Raw genomic sequence first — 14014 nt, 5'->3', positions numbered from 1 at the left:
CTGAATATTAAACACAATTTCTGATAACAGCCTGAGTGAGTAAAAACAGAACCGCCGGAGTGATTTCCGGCGGTTTTTTTTACGCTTATCGACGAACGGCGATCGCTTCAATCTCGATTTTCACGTCTTTCGGCAGACGGGCAACTTCCACGCAAGAACGCGCCGGGAAAGTGGCGTTGTGCTCGGTGAAGAACGCTTCGTAGGTCGCGTTTACGGTTGCGAAATCGTTCAGGTCTTTAACGAAGACGGTAGTTTTTACGATGTCGCCCACTTTCAGGCCTGCTGCTTCAACGATAGCTTGTACGTTTTCCAGCGACTGACGCGCCTGAGCGGACACGTCTTCCGATACGGCACCGGTTTTCGGATCGACCGGGATCTGACCGGAAGTGATTACCATGCTACCCAGGTCAACGCCCTGAACGTATGGGCCGATTGCTGCTGGTGCATTTTCCGTCGCGATAGTCTTGCTCATGATTTCTCCTGAATTACAGCGGTAATAGAATGTTCCCGGCCATTATAGGGAGCCGGGAAATCATTACCAACACCAATTAGTTGGCCAGCACCACATAATGCGAAAACTCTTTTTCACAGTATTTGCATTTGAGTGCGATGTCGTCAGCGCGCTTTTTCACTGAAAAACTGGACGATACTGGTTCAGCATGGCTGATGCAGTTGCTGTTCGGGCAAACCAGCACGTTATCGATACGTTCAGGCAGGCTCGGACGTGATTTACCCACCACGTCATAATCGTCAATGCGGTTTACCGTTGCCTGCGGAGCGTATAGGGAGAGCTGGTTTACCTGCTCGTCGGTCAGGAACGTATTTTCGATTTTAATCAGGTCTTTACGGCCCATTTCGCCAGACGGCAGGTTCAGGCCGATGGTGATACGCTGGTCGGTTTCAGTCAGTTTGAACAACGTCAGCAGCTTAAAACCAACCTGTGCGGGAATGTGGTCAATTACGGTGCCACGTTTGATGGCTTCAACCTGCAGTTTGTTATCGTGTGTCATCTCTTTTTCTCCCTTACAGTGCCAGTTCGCTATTCAGTACCAGTGCCAGTAACGCCTGACGGGCGAAGATGCCGTTGCCAGCCTGCTGGAAATACCAGGCGTGCGGCGTCTTGTCGACGTCGGTGGTGATTTCATCGATGCGCGGCAGCGGATGCAGCACCTTCATGTTCGCTCTGGCACCGTTCAGATCGCTGGCACGCAGAACAAACTGTGCTTTCACGTTGGCGTATTCGGACGGGTCCAGACGCTCTTTTTGTACGCGGGTCATGTAGAGGATATCGACCTCCGCCATTACCTCTTCGATAGTGCCATGCAGGCTCCAGGCGATACCTTTTTCATTCAGCATATCCAGAATGTATTGCGGCATGGCCAGCGCGTCCGGGGCGATGAAGTAGAAGCGGTTACCTTCGAACTTTGCCAGCGCCTGGGTCAGGGAGTGGACGGTGCGGCCATATTTCAGGTCACCCACCATGGCGATTTGCAGATTGTCCAGGCGACCCTGCGTTTCCTGAATGGTAAACAGATCCAGCAGCGTTTGGGTGGGATGCTGGTTGGAACCGTCGCCGGCGTTCAGTACCGGCACGTTACCGGAGAACTCGGTTGCCAGACGCGCGGCACCTTCCTGCGGATGACGCATCACGATGGCGTCGACATAGGTGCTGATGACGGAAATGGTGTCGGCCAGAGTTTCGCCTTTTTTGCCAAGCGACGTGTTGCTGCTGTCAGAGAAACCCACCACGCTGGCGCCCAGACGGTGCATGGAGGTTTCAAAAGATAAACGGGTGCGGGTTGACGCTTCAAAGAAGCAGCTGGCGATGACCTTATGTTTTAACAGCTCTGGCTGCGGGTTAGCTTTTAATTTCGCCGCCGTCGCGAGAACCAGATTAAGGTCATCGCGGCTGAGGTCGTTTATGGAAATGATGTGTTTTTGATAGAGCGGGTTAGCCATGTTTATCTCCTGACGCCTGGGCAAAAAAAAAGCCCCTCAATTGAGGGGCTCGGAATGGGTGATCAACGGAAAGAAAAACGGCAGGCCAGCGTCCTTTTTCAGACGCGGTAAGACAAAATGTCGTACACACTGAACCATACATCCTCCCGGCAAATTGTCCGCGATTATACTCAGCTCCGTTATGGGATCAAGCGAAAAATGCACTATTTATTCATCGCAAACGGTTCTTATGAATTTTAATTCATTTTGAATAGATAATTAATCTGCTTGTGGACCAGGCCCGTTCGCTGTACCACCCGCGGCGCGACCCAGACAATACTGCTACCGGCAATGACGCCGAGAATTTCTGGCAACGCGTGATAATCGAGGATTCTGGCTACGGCGCGACCATAGCCAGCCGCCGTGTGGATGAGGATAAACTCGCTATTGTGTTCCACGCTGACCACCATTTCAGCAATCGATCGGGCAGCATCAGGCGCGGGTCGTGATTGCGGATTTACAGAATAAATTTTTTGCCCTTTTGTATTTCTTATTTTTATAGCACCGAGCAGTTTCAGCAGACGAGATACCGTTGACTGGCTAATCCCGGTGAAACCATGGTGTTGTAGATCGCGGCGAAGCGCTTCCTGAGACAGGTAGCTTTTTTCGCTAATCAGGCGCTGACAAATCGCCAACTGTTTCTGCTCTTTGGTCGAGTAATCATCGAATTCCTTCATAAAAACACCCTAAATTTATCATTTGTATCAATGCGATGGCGAAATTCACCACATTTGCAGTATCAATAACGGCTCAAACGGGCGGTTGTGCAGAAAAACGAGAGCGCGCTCAAAAAAGCCGTCGGGATCCGACGGCCAACAGGACTACAGCATCGCGCCGATACTCAGAACAACCATGTTCAGCACCGTCAGAATTAGCAGCAGTGGTGCGACCCATTTCAGGTAGCGCACATAAGGAACACGAGCGATGGCCAACCCACCCATCACAACCGCTGAGGTGGGGGTAATCAGATTCACAATGCCGGAAGCGGATTGATACGCTGTGACGACCAGATCCCTTTGCACATGGGCGAAGTCAGCCAGCGGGGCCATAATGGGCATCGTGAGCACCGCCAGGCCAGACGAGGAAGGGACCAGGAAGGAGAGCAAGACTTCCAGCCAGTAAGTCACATTGATGAAAATGGTGGTGGACAGACCGGAGACTAAATTTTCGGCGCTGTGCAAAATGGTGTGGGTGATCATGCCGTTGTCCATCACCACGACGATACCGCGCGCAATGCCGATAATCAGCGCCACGCCGAGCAGATCCCGAGCCCCGTCAATGAAGGTACTGGTGAATGCTTCTTCACTCATGCGGGCAATTACGCCGACGATAATCGCAGATGCCAGAAAAACCCCAGATATTTCAGCCATCCACCAGCCGAGCACCGCGACGCCATAAATCATCACTGCAAAGGCGGCGGCGAATATCAGCAGGATCCACTTACGCGTAGCCGTGAATTCAAGATTGGTATTGGCGCGACTACCGAGAAAATGGGCACGGTTTTCCTCCATTTTATCGGCCACGATGGAAAGCTCAGGATGGCTGCGAACTTTCCGTGCATAGCGCATGACCCATACCACACAGATTACATAGCCGACGACCAGTAGCAGAATGCGCATCAGCATTCCCTGGGTGAAGGGGATCCCGGCGGCGTTAGCGGCGATAACTGTTGCGAAAGGGTTGATTGTTGAACCGAGGGTGCCGATGCCTGCGCCAAGCAAAACGGTTGCAGCAGCAACCAGTGGATCAAAGCGCGCAGCCATCATGACCGGAACCAATAAGGTGTAGAAAGGAAGTGATTCTTCCGCCATGCCGTAAATCGTGCCTCCGGCGGCGAAAAGTCCCATCAGGATGGGGATCATCCACTCTTCTTTGCCGTTCAGCCTGACCGTCACGCGTTCGATGCCGGCGTCGATGGCGCCCGTTTTGTTTACCACGCCGAGAAACCCGCCAATAATCAGGACAAACAACGCCACATCAATCGCGCCTGCGGTGTAGGTTTCGTGGTTATAAAGCCCGTCAATCGGAGCCAGCAGTACAGCCGTTAAACCTTGTGGATGCGCCTCTGTTGGGGCATAGGTACCGGCAACCGGCACTTCTTTGCCCAGGGTGGCATTCATCGCCATCTGGTATTTCCCGGCAGGGACAATCCAGGTCATAACGGCGACGAGCGCAATGAGAATAAACAGGATGGTATACGCGCTGGGAAATTTGAATTTGCCCATGATGTTCTCCGGATAGCTTGGGCATATGCCGCCAGGCGACACATGCCCGCTGGGGTTAGTCGCCGAGTGTCGCTACCATGACCGCTTTAATGGTATGCATCCGGTTTTCTGCTTCGTCGAAGACGATGGAATGCGCTGACTCAAATACCTCCTCCGTGACTTCAAGCCCTTTCAGGCCGTAAGCCGCTTCGATTTCACGGCCCACTGTGGTGTGCTCGTTATGGAAGGCGGGCAGGCAGTGCATGAATTTCACATTGGGATTGCCGGTCGCATCGATGACCTGCTGGTTAATTTGATAAGGCGTCATCAGGCTGACGCGTTCTGCCCACGCCTCTTTGGGTTCCCCCATCGAAACCCAGACATCGGTGTAGAGAAAGTCCACGTCGTAAACACCTTCCTCAACATCCTCTGTGAGCGTAATGCGCGCGCCCGTCACGCTGGCGATTTCACGGCATTCGGCAACCAGCGCCTCGTCCGGCCAGAAGGATTTCGGTGCGACCAGACGAATATCCATCCCCATTTTCGCCGCGCCGACCATCAGCGAATTGCCCATGTTATTGCGGGCGTCACCGAGGTAAGCGAAGCTCAGTTCGGGTAAGGTTTTACCCGGGGCGTGTTCCAGCATGGTCATCAGATCCGCGAGGATCTGCGTAGGGTGGAATTCATTCGTCAGCCCGTTCCAGACCGGCACACCAGCGAACTGCCCCAGTTCTTCCACGATCTCCTGGCCGTAGCCGCGGTATTCAATACCGTCATACATGCGACCTAACACGCGGGCGGTATCTTTCATCGACTCTTTATGACCAATCTGCGAGCCGCTTGGGCCAAGGTAGGTCACCTGTGCGCCCTGATCGAAAGCGCCGACTTCAAAGGCGCAGCGGGTGCGAGTTGACGTTTTTTCGAAGATTAGCGCGATATTTTTACCGACCAGCGTTTGCCTTTCGCGCCCGGCTTTTTTCGCCGTTTTTAACTCGATAGCCAGATCGATCAGGTACTGGATTTCCGTTGGGGTGTAGTCCAGCAATTTGAGAAAATTGCGATTTTTCAGGTTAACAGTCATGAAAATATCCTTATGTAGGCTGGATAAGGCTTCGCTTTACCCAGCAAAAAAAGCCTTAAGCGTTAACATCAGTGGCTTCGCGCCGAATTAGCGTGCCTTTGTCACCAGCGAGAATGGCCGAACCGTCAGCCAACGAGCCGATGCCAGCAATCCCGTGACAGTGAGAGACAAATTCCGCGCAGGCGGTGACTTTGGGGCCCATTGAACCGGCGTCGAATTGCATTTCGCTGAGCCTTTCCGGCGTAACCTGGGCCAGCGGGCGCTGGGTAGGTTTGCCCCAGTCGAGATACACCGCATCGGCATCGGTCAGGATCAGCAGCGCATCGGCGTGGATTTGTTTGGCGAGCAGGGCGGCGGAGAGATCTTTGTCGATCACCGCTTCAATACCGTGGTAGCCATCGGCTTTTTCCACCACCGGTACGCCGCCACCGCCGTTGCAGATAACCAGATGATCGCGGGCGATCAGTGTGCGAATGGCGTCACTTTCCACGATTCGTTTGGGTTGTGGAGAGGGCACAACACGGCGGAACGCTTTACCATCGGCTTTGAAAACCCAGCCTTTTTCCGCCTGTAACGCGTGGGCCTGGGGTTCGTCATAAATCGGCCCGATATATTTGGTGGGATTGCTGAAGGCCGGATCGTGGGCATCGACTTCAACCTGAGTCAGCAGGACACTAATTTCACGCTGTGGGAGCTGGTTTTTCAGGGCCTGTTGCAGCATATAGCCAATCATTCCCTGACTTTCTGCGCCGAGAATATCGAGCGGATAGGGGGTGACGTTGGCATAAGCACTGTTTTGTAACGCCAAAAGTCCAACCTGCGGGCCATTGCCGTGTACCAGAATTACGCGCCACTGCTGCGTGAGTTGAGCGAGAGTTCTTGCCGCCAGCTCAATATTCTTGCGTTGGATGTCGGCTTCCAGTGGTTCGCCACGTTTGAGTAGTGCATTGCCGCCCAGCGCCACAACCAGGGTAGGTTTGTTTTCCATAACGTCTCCTTAAATACCGTCGCGTTCCAGTGGGCAACTCATGCAGCGCGCACCGCCGCGCCCACGTCCCAGTTCGTCGCCAGGAATGGGTAAAACAGTGATGCCAGCTTTGTCGTATTTTTCGTTGGTCCAGATGTTACGTTCGTAGCCCACCACAACCCCGGGGCGCAGCGTCAGAACATTGTTCGCGTCATTCCACTGTTCGCGTTCAGCTTCGAAGGCGTCGCCACCGGTGGTGATCAGATTGATCTGGTCGAGGCCAAGTGCTTTTTCGAGGGCATGTACCAGCGTACTTTCCTGGGTGCGTTTCAGGCCGCCGCGCCCGTCTGGTGTCAGGGTCCAGCACTGGACATCCGGGCGCACCACTTCCGGGTAGACGGAGAAGGTATCGATATCGATGTGGGTCATGACGGTATCGAGGTGCATACAGGAGCGATGTTTCGGCAGTTCGACTGCGATGACGCGTTCTGCCTGGCGATGCTTAAATAGCGACTGGGCAAGGAACTCAATGCCCTGCGGCGTGGTACGTTCCGACATACCGATGAGAACTGCGCCGCGACCAATGACCAGTACATCTCCACCTTCTAATGTGGCGTGGTCGTAATTAATATTTTCATCGCCGAAATATTTAATAAAATCACCATCGGCAAATTGTGGATGCCAACGGTAAATCGCCCGCAAGTTATTAGTTTCTCGTTGACGTGCAGTTTTTGCCATCGGATTAATGGATACGCCGTTATATATCCAGCATGAGGTGTCGCGGGTAAATAAGTGGTTTGGTAATGGCTTCATAATAAAGTCATTAATATCGTGAGTATCGACCACCATATTTTTGATTGAGGCAGGAATTTCTCCGTATGTCAGCCCACCGCTTAAATGTCGGGCGAGCTCCCGGTGCTGCATATCTGCAAGCCAGGCGCGAATATCCGTGGCGAAAGCGGGGCCAAGCCGATAATCAGAAATTTGTGTATCCAGTAGCCAGCTTTTGGCATCGGGGATATCCAGAGTTTGTGTCAATAAATCAGTGAGTAACAGAACCTCAATTCCCTGTTGACGTAACGTGTTGGCGAAAATGTCATGCTCTTCTCCTGCACGTTCTACCGAAAGAACATCATCAAAAAGCAATTCCTGGCAATTTGATGGCGTCAGCCTTTTTAGGCTGAGGTTAGGGCGATGTAGCATTACGCTACGTAATTGACCGATTTCAGATCCGACATAATGCTTTTCCATCATTATTCCTTTAATACAATTTTAAAAAATAAAGAGGAGGTGCCTGCAAATAATGTTTATTGCAGTCATGGTTTTTCAGCTGATTTCAGAATCTATATTTAGATCTTATCTGATATAGAAACGTGATTCATTTCACAGTCAGGTCGATGTTTGGCATTTGTTGTTTAATTTATGAGATGGCTCTGAGAATTTAAAAAATAAAAACATGAATAATTGAATTACTACTCAGGAATATGTCTTGTTATTTAACTGTGTTAAGGAAGGTGCGAATAAGCGGGGAAATTCTTCTCGGCTGACTCAGTCATTTCATTTCTTCATGTTTGAGCCGATTTTTTCTCCCGTAAATGCCTTGAATCAGCCTATTTAGACCGTTTCTTCGCCATTTAAGGCGTTATCCCCAGTTTTTAGTGAGATCTCTCCCACTGACGTATCATTTGGTCCGCCCGAAACAGGTTGGCCAGCGTGAATAACATCGCCAGTTGGTTATCGTTTTTCAGCAACCCCTTGTATCTGGCTTTCACGAAGCCGAACTGTCGCTTGATGATGCGAAATGGGTGCTCCACCTTGGCCCGGATGCTGGCTTTCATGTATTCGATGTTGATGGCCGTTTTGTTCTTGCGTGGATGCTGTTTCAAGGTTCTTACCTTGCCGGGGCGCTCGGCGATCAGCCAGTCCACATCCACCTCGGCCAGCTCCTCGCGCTGTGGCGCCCCTTGGTAGCCGGCATCGGCTGAGACAAATTGCTCCTCTCCATGCAGCAGATTACCCAGCTGATTGAGGTCATGCTCGTTGGCCGCGGTGGTGACCAGGCTGTGGGTCAGGCCACTCTTGGCATCGACACCAATGTGGGCCTTCATGCCAAAGTGCCACTGATTGCCTTTCTTGGTCTGATGCATCTCCGGATCGCGTTGCTGCTCTTTGTTCTTGGTCGAGCTGGGTGCCTCAATGATGGTGGCATCGACCAAGGTGCCTCGAGTCATCATGACGCCTGCTTCGGCCAGCCAGCGATTGATGGTCTTGAACAATTGGCGGGCCAGTTGATGCTGCTCCAGCAGGTGGCGGAAATTCATGATGGTGGTGCGGTCCGGCAAGGCGCTATCCAGGGATAACCGGGCAAACAGACGCATGGAGGCGATTTCGTACAGAGCATCTTCCATCGCGCCATCGCTCAGGTTGTACCAATGCTGCATGCAGTGAATGCGTAGCATGGTTTCCAGCGGATAAGGTCGCCGGCCATTACCAGCCTTGGGGTAAAACGGCTCGATGACTTCCACCATGTTTTGCCATGGCAGAATCTGCTCCATGCGGGACAAGAAAATCTCTTTTCTGGTCTGACGGCGCTTACTGCTGAATTCACTGTCGGCGAAGGTAAGTTGATGACTCATGATGAACCCTGTTCCATGGCTCCAGATGACAAACATGATCTCATATCAGGGACTTGTTCGCACCTTCCTTAATTTTATGTACATATTTAAATATTTAATAAATTAAATAGTGCGTTGATTTTTATGTGTTTTTCTATATTTAATGAATTTTTATGCGAATCTATTATTTTATTATTTGTGCTGTAAGGTTTATTTCAAAATAAATATGACGATGAAGAAAGATAACGAAGGAGACGTAAACTGTGATCGATTGCTGGTTTTTCTAACAAAGCTTTCTATAACAGTGAGTTAGTGACTGAGTTGAAAAGTATGAGACGAAAGTTATGCAGAGTTTATGCATAACCTGTTGCTGGCTATTAGCAATTATTTAACATCATCAGCGATAAACATGCGTTGACGCAAAATATCGGTAAATAGCAGTGGTATGGCAGACCGTTTTTTCGTATAACAACAAAAATGAAACGATGTTTTAATTAAGGGGTTTGAAATGATTGTCGGCAATATTCACAACCTGGATGCCTGGCTGCCGGAAGAGCTGCGTCAGGCGATTGAGCACATTAAAGCGCACGTGACGGATGCGACGGAAAAGGGTAAGCACGACATCGACGGCGAACGTCTGTTCTATCTGATTGCTGAAGATATGACGGAGCCGTTTGCGCAGCGCCGCGCCGAATATCACGCTCGCTATCTGGATATTCAGATCCTGCTCAAAGGTCAGGAAGGCATGACTTTCAGCACGCAGCCTGCGGGCGCACCGGAAACTGAATGGCTGGCGGATAAAGATATCGCCTTCCTGCCGGAAGGCGAACAGGAGAAAACGGTGGTGCTGAACGAAGGTGACTTCGTCGTCTTTTATCCGGGTGAAGTGCATAAACCGCTGTGCGCGGTCGGCGCTCCGGCGCTGGTACGCAAAGCCGTGGTGAAAATGCGGGTAGCATAAACCGGTTTGCCGGGTGCGACTTACCCGGCCTAAGGAAGTACGATGGTAGGCCGGATAGGGTGCGTCAGCATCGCCATCCGGCAATTCAATCACGCAATGCTATGATTTGGAAAGCGTCGCGACCATCACCGCTTTGATGGTGTGCATTCGGTTTTCCGCCTGATCAAATACGATACTGGCGGGTGACTCAAACACCTCGTCGGTCACTTCCATGCCGCCGTGCAGACCATATTCCTGCGCCATTTGTTTGCCAAGCGTGGTTTGATCGTCATGGAACGCGGGCAGGCAGTGCAGGAATTTCACCTGCGGATTGCCGGTCAACGCCATCATCGCGCTATTAACCTGGTACTTACGCAACTGCGCAATACGTTCGGCCCATTTCTCTTTCGCTTCGCCCATCGATACCCATACGTCGGTATAGATGAAGTCCGCGCCTTTCACGCCCGTGGCGACATCTTCGGTTAGCGTTATATTGCCGCCGTTTTTCTGTGCCAGCGCTTTACACTCCGCAACGAGGCTTTCCTCCGGCCAGCAGGCCTGGGGCGCGACCAGACGCAGATCCAGTCCGGTTAACGCAGCGGCTTCCAGCATGGAATTGCCCATATTGTTGCGGGCATCGCCGGTGTAGACCAGCACCATCTCATTAAACGCTTTACCCGGCAGGTGTTCCTGAATGGTGAGTAAATCCGCCAGCAACTGGGTGGGGTGAAATTCGTTGGTTAATCCGTTCCAAACCGGAACTCCGGCATATTCCGCCAGCGTCTCGACAATTTCCTGACCGTGGCCCCGATACTGAATACCGTCGTACATACGACCGAGTACGCGGGCGGTGTCTTTGATAGACTCTTTATGACCAATCTGGCTGCCGCTCGGCCCGAGATACGTCACGCGCGCGCCCTGATCGTATGCGGCAACTTCGAAAGAGCAACGGGTGCGGGTTGAGTCTTTTTCGAAGATGAGCGCGATGTTTTTACCGGTGAGTTTAGCGACCTCGGTACCGTTTTTCTTATCCGTCTTGAGCTGCGCGGCGAGCTGGAGCAGTGACGTGAGTTCAGCAGAGGTGAAATCAAGCAGTTTCAAAAAATGTTTCTGATAAAACGCAGACATAGTTCCCTCACATGGCTTAGGCCATTTATTGAATTAAAATTCAATTTATATGGATGTTTATTCATTTGCAACCTTGTTTAACAAATCTTTCCTGGAAAGGTGGAGGCAATGACAGCGGTATGTGACAATAAGAGTATCGGCAGGACATTATGAGGAATGAGCCATGGCAAACCCGGAACTACTGGAAGAACAGCGTGAAGAAACGCGCTTGATTATTGAAGAGTTACTCGAAGATGGCAGCGATCCCGACGCGCTGTACACCATCGAGCATCACCTTTCCGCGGACGACTTTGAAACCCTGGAAAAAGCGGCAGTAGAAGCCTTCAAGCTGGGTTATGAAGTGACCGAGCCGGAAGAGCTGGAGGTGGAAGAGGGCGACACGGTTATTTGCTGTGACATCCTGAGCGAATGTGCTCTGAATGCCGAGTTGATCGACGCTCAGGTTGAGCAACTGATGAACCTGGCTGAAAAATTTGATGTGGAATACGACGGTTGGGGCACCTATTTTGAAGACCCGAACGGCGAAGAAGGTGAAGACGGCGACGATGAAGACCTCGTCGACGAAGATGATGACGGCGTGCGTCACTAAGTCATCTGCTGACCTACGGTAGCGTCTGCTGCCGTAGGCCAAGGATAACGTATGGATTACCTGCAAATACTCTCCCCGATCCACAACTTCCTGCACTGTAAAACGCCCCAGGCCTGGCTTGATAAAGCACGAGCCCCGGCGAATCTCCCTCTGTTACTGACGGATCATCTCGTCTGCGAGCTGAAAGCGGCGCAAACGGCCATGCTGCTGGTGCGTAAGTATGTTGCAGATAAACAGGGATCGCAGGCGCTACTGGACTGGCTGAAACCCTATGAAGCGTATGCTTTCAGAGAAGGGGATGAACCGGATTTTATCGCGCTGAATAAACAGATTAGCAAAAGCGTAATGCCGCAAACTGACGACCCGTGGGGGCGCAAGCTGATCGACAGCATGGTTTTGCTGATCAAAGAAGAGCTGCACCACTTCTGGCAGGTGCGTGAGGCGATGATGAGCCGCAACATTCCCTACGTCAAAATTACCGCCAGCCGTTATGCCAAAGGCATGCTCAAAGAGGTGCGAACCCACGAGCCATTAACGCTAATCGACAAACTGATTTGCGGGGCTTACATTGAGGCGCGTTCTTGTGAACGGTTCGCCGCGCTGGCGCCGTATTTGGATGACGATTTACAGGCATTTTATCTTTCGCTGCTGCGATCCGAGGCGCGGCACTATCAGGACTATCTGGCGCTGGCACAGCAGGTTTCTGCCGACGATATCAGTAGTCGGGTGCGGTTCTTTGGCGAAGTAGAAGCCGCATTGATTACTTCTCCCGACGATGAATTCCGCTTCCACAGCGGCGTGCCAGCCTGACTCTCTTCTCTGACGCGCGGCGCTAATCGTCGCGCGGTTTTACCTTTCCTGTTTCCATTAGCAAAATCTGGTGGCTGGAAATCGCTCGCTGCTGCCGTAATAATCAAAACACACGAAGGGGAAATATATCCCCGCAACAGAGACTGTTTTGCATAAGGATGGTTAATGAACTGGGCACACGTATTGTTGGCGGGTTATATCGGGGCGGTGATTGCTATCGTCGTTGGCATGTTTCGCAAAAAAGGCTGGCTGGGAAAGATCTCCGGCGCGGTGGTTTTTGTGGTAGCGATTGTCGCGTGGAATCTGTTTGATGTGCACTACCTGATCCCGCGCGAAAGCCCTGATTATGGGCTGACGGACGCGCAGAAATTTGAAAATGCGATGCTGGCAATGCCTGTTTATCAGGTACTTAAAGAGCAGGAACCCGCGTTATGGCAGAATATCCTCAACCAGGCAACGCAACTGAAAGAAGCTGGGAAAAGCGAGCAACAGATTATCGACGCTATTCAGCCGCAAATCCTGCAGGTACAGATGGCGCGTTTGCAGCAGGCACCCGATGCCAATGTGATTGAGTATATGAAAATTAACCTCGAGCAGATTGCTGCGGTGGCAAAAGTGGGCGATGACGAGTGTTTTCGCTTTCTGTTCCCGGCGGTGAAAGGCGGGATTAACCCGGTGCGTATTATTCCGCGGGAGCTGATGAATCGTCGTATGGCCAGCGACATGAGTATGATGCACGCGGCTTATGGCCCGAACAAACATACGGTTACGGCGCAAGAGAAACAGCTGGCGCTTCAGGATCTGCAATCCATCGGCCCGGGATTGGTACAGCGCTTTGGACCGGATATCCAGATTATGGCTGATCCGAGTAAAGGTGTGGGCAAAGAGAAAGTCGCCTGTGAAATGGTGCAGGATTTATGGTCACAGGTGCTGACGCTGCCAACCGCTCGCGCGGCTGGCGTCATTCGGCTGATGCTCTCCGCCGAAATGCAGTAACGCAACCATTGCCCCTCATACTGAAGTCAGAGGGGCTTTAACATCCGCACTTCGCAATCCACGTGCCCGGTACAGCCCAGCGCTTCGCTGATATGCTCAAACCCTAAATGTTCATACAGGCGGATTGCCTCGGTCAGAAACGCCGTGGTCTCCAGATAGCACTGTTTGAAACCCTGCTCACGGGCATGTTCGAGGGCCATCAGCGCCAGCTTTTTCGCCAGCCCCTGACCGCGTGCGCTCGACAGGAAGTACATCTTTTGCAGTTCGCAAATGTCCGGTTCGCTACATCCTAACGGCGCAACGCCGCCGCCGCCCACGACTTCACCGTTTTGCTCAACCACCCAGTAGGCCGCGCCCGGCTGGCTGTAAACCTGGAATAGTTCATCCAGATTAGGGTCGGCAACGGTATAGCCCTTATCGGCAGTAAGCCCATATTCAGCGGAAACTTTGCGGATCACCGCAGCGATAGCGGCATTATCTGCTGCGGTGATTCGGCGCAGCGTAAGCGTGGAGGGTAGCACAACATTCATAATATGGCTCAATTCTAAAAATACACTTATATATTTATTTAATACCACTCTCTTCTGTCGGGTGCAAGACGTTCCTGAATCAGAAAAAATTAAAACACATTGGCTAATTAAAAATAGTATTGTAAACGAACCAGTAAATAAACACTGGTTTTTATT

The 14014-nt window shown here is 51.7% G+C and carries 17 protein-coding genes; 5 read left to right on the top strand and 12 right to left on the bottom strand.

Features of this window, described 5'->3' with window-relative positions; genetic code table 11:
* Positions 1–85: 85 nt before the first annotated feature.
* The 4 genes from ridA to pyrL form a co-directional block, all read right to left on the bottom strand.
* Positions 86–472 (bottom strand): 2-iminobutanoate/2-iminopropanoate deaminase, encoded by a 387-nt coding sequence (ridA, locus tag HV037_RS21005; protein ID WP_016151491.1) that lies wholly within the window; start codon positions 470–472, stop codon positions 86–88.
* Between the two features lie 76 nt (positions 473–548).
* Positions 549–1010 (bottom strand): aspartate carbamoyltransferase regulatory subunit, encoded by a 462-nt coding sequence (gene pyrI, locus HV037_RS21000; protein WP_016151492.1) that lies wholly within the window; start codon positions 1008–1010, stop codon positions 549–551.
* Positions 1011–1023: 13 nt separating this feature from the next.
* On the bottom strand, positions 1024–1959 hold the full coding sequence (pyrB, locus tag HV037_RS20995) for an aspartate carbamoyltransferase (RefSeq protein WP_016151493.1): 936 nt from the start codon (positions 1957–1959) through the stop codon (positions 1024–1026).
* Between the two features lie 36 nt (positions 1960–1995).
* A complete protein-coding gene (gene pyrL, locus HV037_RS20985) occupies positions 1996–2097 on the bottom strand; it encodes a pyr operon leader peptide (protein WP_003025819.1) in 102 nt (33 codons plus the stop codon).
* Between pyrL and HV037_RS20980 the strand changes: the two genes are divergently transcribed.
* The gene (locus HV037_RS20980; protein ID WP_085951096.1) at positions 2077–2199 is read left to right on the top strand and encodes a hypothetical protein; all 123 of its coding nucleotides are present in this window, start codon (positions 2077–2079) and stop codon (positions 2197–2199) included. The genes pyrL and HV037_RS20980 overlap by 21 nt on opposite strands.
* Here the strand turns inward: HV037_RS20980 and HV037_RS20975 are convergent.
* The 6 genes from HV037_RS20975 to HV037_RS20950 all read right to left on the bottom strand — a co-directional run bounded on the left by HV037_RS20975 (position 2196) and on the right by HV037_RS20950 (position 8886).
* A complete protein-coding gene (locus HV037_RS20975; protein ID WP_003839609.1) occupies positions 2196–2675 on the bottom strand; it encodes an arginine repressor in 480 nt (159 codons plus the stop codon). The genes HV037_RS20980 and HV037_RS20975 overlap by 4 nt on opposite strands.
* A 144-nt stretch (positions 2676–2819) precedes the next feature.
* A complete protein-coding gene (locus HV037_RS20970; RefSeq protein ID WP_047499900.1) occupies positions 2820–4223 on the bottom strand; it encodes a YfcC family protein in 1404 nt (467 codons plus the stop codon).
* A gap of 55 nt (positions 4224–4278) precedes the next feature.
* A complete protein-coding gene (gene argF, locus HV037_RS20965; protein ID WP_046275811.1) occupies positions 4279–5283 on the bottom strand; it encodes an ornithine carbamoyltransferase in 1005 nt (334 codons plus the stop codon).
* Between the two features lie 55 nt (positions 5284–5338).
* Positions 5339–6271, bottom strand: a complete 933-nt coding sequence (gene arcC / locus HV037_RS20960) for a carbamate kinase (protein WP_019078251.1) — start codon at positions 6269–6271, stop codon at positions 5339–5341.
* A gap of 9 nt (positions 6272–6280) precedes the next feature.
* Positions 6281–7501, bottom strand: coding sequence for an arginine deiminase (gene arcA, locus HV037_RS20955; RefSeq protein ID WP_016151497.1), 1221 nt, complete (start codon positions 7499–7501; stop codon positions 6281–6283).
* A 404-nt stretch (positions 7502–7905) separates the two neighbouring features.
* Positions 7906–8886 carry an IS5-like element IS5 family transposase gene (locus HV037_RS20950; protein WP_220131381.1) on the bottom strand — a complete coding sequence of 327 codons (981 nt, stop codon included), beginning with the start codon at positions 8884–8886 and terminating at the stop codon, positions 7906–7908.
* A 487-nt stretch (positions 8887–9373) separates the two neighbouring features.
* Here HV037_RS20950 and HV037_RS20945 point away from each other — a divergent pair, with 487 nt between their 5' ends.
* Positions 9374–9826 carry a YhcH/YjgK/YiaL family protein gene (locus tag HV037_RS20945; RefSeq protein WP_103283427.1) on the top strand — a complete coding sequence of 151 codons (453 nt, stop codon included), beginning with the start codon at positions 9374–9376 and terminating at the stop codon, positions 9824–9826.
* 99 nt (positions 9827–9925) lie between these two features.
* Here the strand turns inward: HV037_RS20945 and argF (HV037_RS20940) are convergent, their stop codons facing one another.
* A complete protein-coding gene (argF, locus tag HV037_RS20940; RefSeq protein ID WP_103283428.1) occupies positions 9926–10933 on the bottom strand; it encodes an ornithine carbamoyltransferase in 1008 nt (335 codons plus the stop codon).
* Positions 10934–11096: 163 nt separating this feature from the next.
* Here argF (HV037_RS20940) and rraB point away from each other — a divergent pair, with 163 nt between their 5' ends.
* The 3 genes from rraB to HV037_RS20925 all read left to right on the top strand — a co-directional run bounded on the left by rraB (position 11097) and on the right by HV037_RS20925 (position 13328).
* Positions 11097–11522 (top strand): ribonuclease E inhibitor RraB, encoded by a 426-nt coding sequence (rraB, locus tag HV037_RS20935; RefSeq protein ID WP_016151501.1) that lies wholly within the window; start codon positions 11097–11099, stop codon positions 11520–11522.
* Positions 11523–11573: 51 nt separating this feature from the next.
* Complete coding sequence (miaE, locus tag HV037_RS20930; RefSeq protein WP_019078254.1) at positions 11574–12332, top strand: tRNA isopentenyl-2-thiomethyl-A-37 hydroxylase MiaE; 759 nt, start codon at positions 11574–11576, stop codon at positions 12330–12332.
* Between the two features lie 165 nt (positions 12333–12497).
* Complete coding sequence (locus HV037_RS20925) at positions 12498–13328, top strand: hypothetical protein (protein WP_019078255.1); 831 nt, start codon at positions 12498–12500, stop codon at positions 13326–13328.
* Between the two features lie 26 nt (positions 13329–13354).
* On the opposite strand, the gene HV037_RS20920 is transcribed toward HV037_RS20925, so the two are convergent.
* Positions 13355–13858 (bottom strand): GNAT family N-acetyltransferase, encoded by a 504-nt coding sequence (locus tag HV037_RS20920; RefSeq protein ID WP_016155577.1) that lies wholly within the window; start codon positions 13856–13858, stop codon positions 13355–13357.
* Positions 13859–14014 lie beyond the last annotated feature (156 nt).

Source organism: Citrobacter sp. RHBSTW-00017 (assembly GCF_013797615.1).
Taxonomy (GTDB): domain Bacteria; phylum Pseudomonadota; class Gammaproteobacteria; order Enterobacterales; family Enterobacteriaceae; genus Citrobacter; species Citrobacter braakii.
This window is presented reverse-complemented; position numbering and strand designations above follow the sequence as displayed.

What these genes read in the sequence shown, in the direction of transcription:
- ridA (WP_016151491.1), bottom strand. Translation starts at nt 472, where the DNA reads ATGAGCAAGACTATCGCGACGGAAAATGCACCAGCAGCAATCGGCCCA.
- pyrI (WP_016151492.1), bottom strand. Translation starts at nt 1,010, where the DNA reads ATGACACACGATAACAAACTGCAGGTTGAAGCCATCAAACGTGGCACC.
- pyrB (WP_016151493.1), bottom strand. Translation starts at nt 1,959, where the DNA reads ATGGCTAACCCGCTCTATCAAAAACACATCATTTCCATAAACGACCTC.
- HV037_RS20980 (WP_085951096.1), top strand. Translation starts at nt 2,077, where the DNA reads ATGTCGTACACACTGAACCATACATCCTCCCGGCAAATTGTCCGCGAT.
- pyrL (WP_003025819.1), bottom strand. Translation starts at nt 2,097, where the DNA reads ATGGTTCAGTGTGTACGACATTTTGTCTTACCGCGTCTGAAAAAGGAC.
- HV037_RS20975 (WP_003839609.1), bottom strand. Translation starts at nt 2,675, where the DNA reads ATGAAGGAATTCGATGATTACTCGACCAAAGAGCAGAAACAGTTGGCG.
- HV037_RS20970 (WP_047499900.1), bottom strand. Translation starts at nt 4,223, where the DNA reads ATGGGCAAATTCAAATTTCCCAGCGCGTATACCATCCTGTTTATTCTC.
- argF (WP_046275811.1), bottom strand. Translation starts at nt 5,283, where the DNA reads ATGACTGTTAACCTGAAAAATCGCAATTTTCTCAAATTGCTGGACTAC.
- arcC (WP_019078251.1), bottom strand. Translation starts at nt 6,271, where the DNA reads ATGGAAAACAAACCTACCCTGGTTGTGGCGCTGGGCGGCAATGCACTA.
- arcA (WP_016151497.1), bottom strand. Translation starts at nt 7,501, where the DNA reads ATGGAAAAGCATTATGTCGGATCTGAAATCGGTCAATTACGTAGCGTA.
- HV037_RS20950 (WP_220131381.1), bottom strand. Translation starts at nt 8,886, where the DNA reads ATGAGTCATCAACTTACCTTCGCCGACAGTGAATTCAGCAGTAAGCGC.
- HV037_RS20945 (WP_103283427.1), top strand. Translation starts at nt 9,374, where the DNA reads ATGATTGTCGGCAATATTCACAACCTGGATGCCTGGCTGCCGGAAGAG.
- argF (WP_103283428.1), bottom strand. Translation starts at nt 10,933, where the DNA reads ATGTCTGCGTTTTATCAGAAACATTTTTTGAAACTGCTTGATTTCACC.
- rraB (WP_016151501.1), top strand. Translation starts at nt 11,097, where the DNA reads ATGGCAAACCCGGAACTACTGGAAGAACAGCGTGAAGAAACGCGCTTG.
- miaE (WP_019078254.1), top strand. Translation starts at nt 11,574, where the DNA reads ATGGATTACCTGCAAATACTCTCCCCGATCCACAACTTCCTGCACTGT.
- HV037_RS20925 (WP_019078255.1), top strand. Translation starts at nt 12,498, where the DNA reads ATGAACTGGGCACACGTATTGTTGGCGGGTTATATCGGGGCGGTGATT.
- HV037_RS20920 (WP_016155577.1), bottom strand. Translation starts at nt 13,858, where the DNA reads ATGAATGTTGTGCTACCCTCCACGCTTACGCTGCGCCGAATCACCGCA.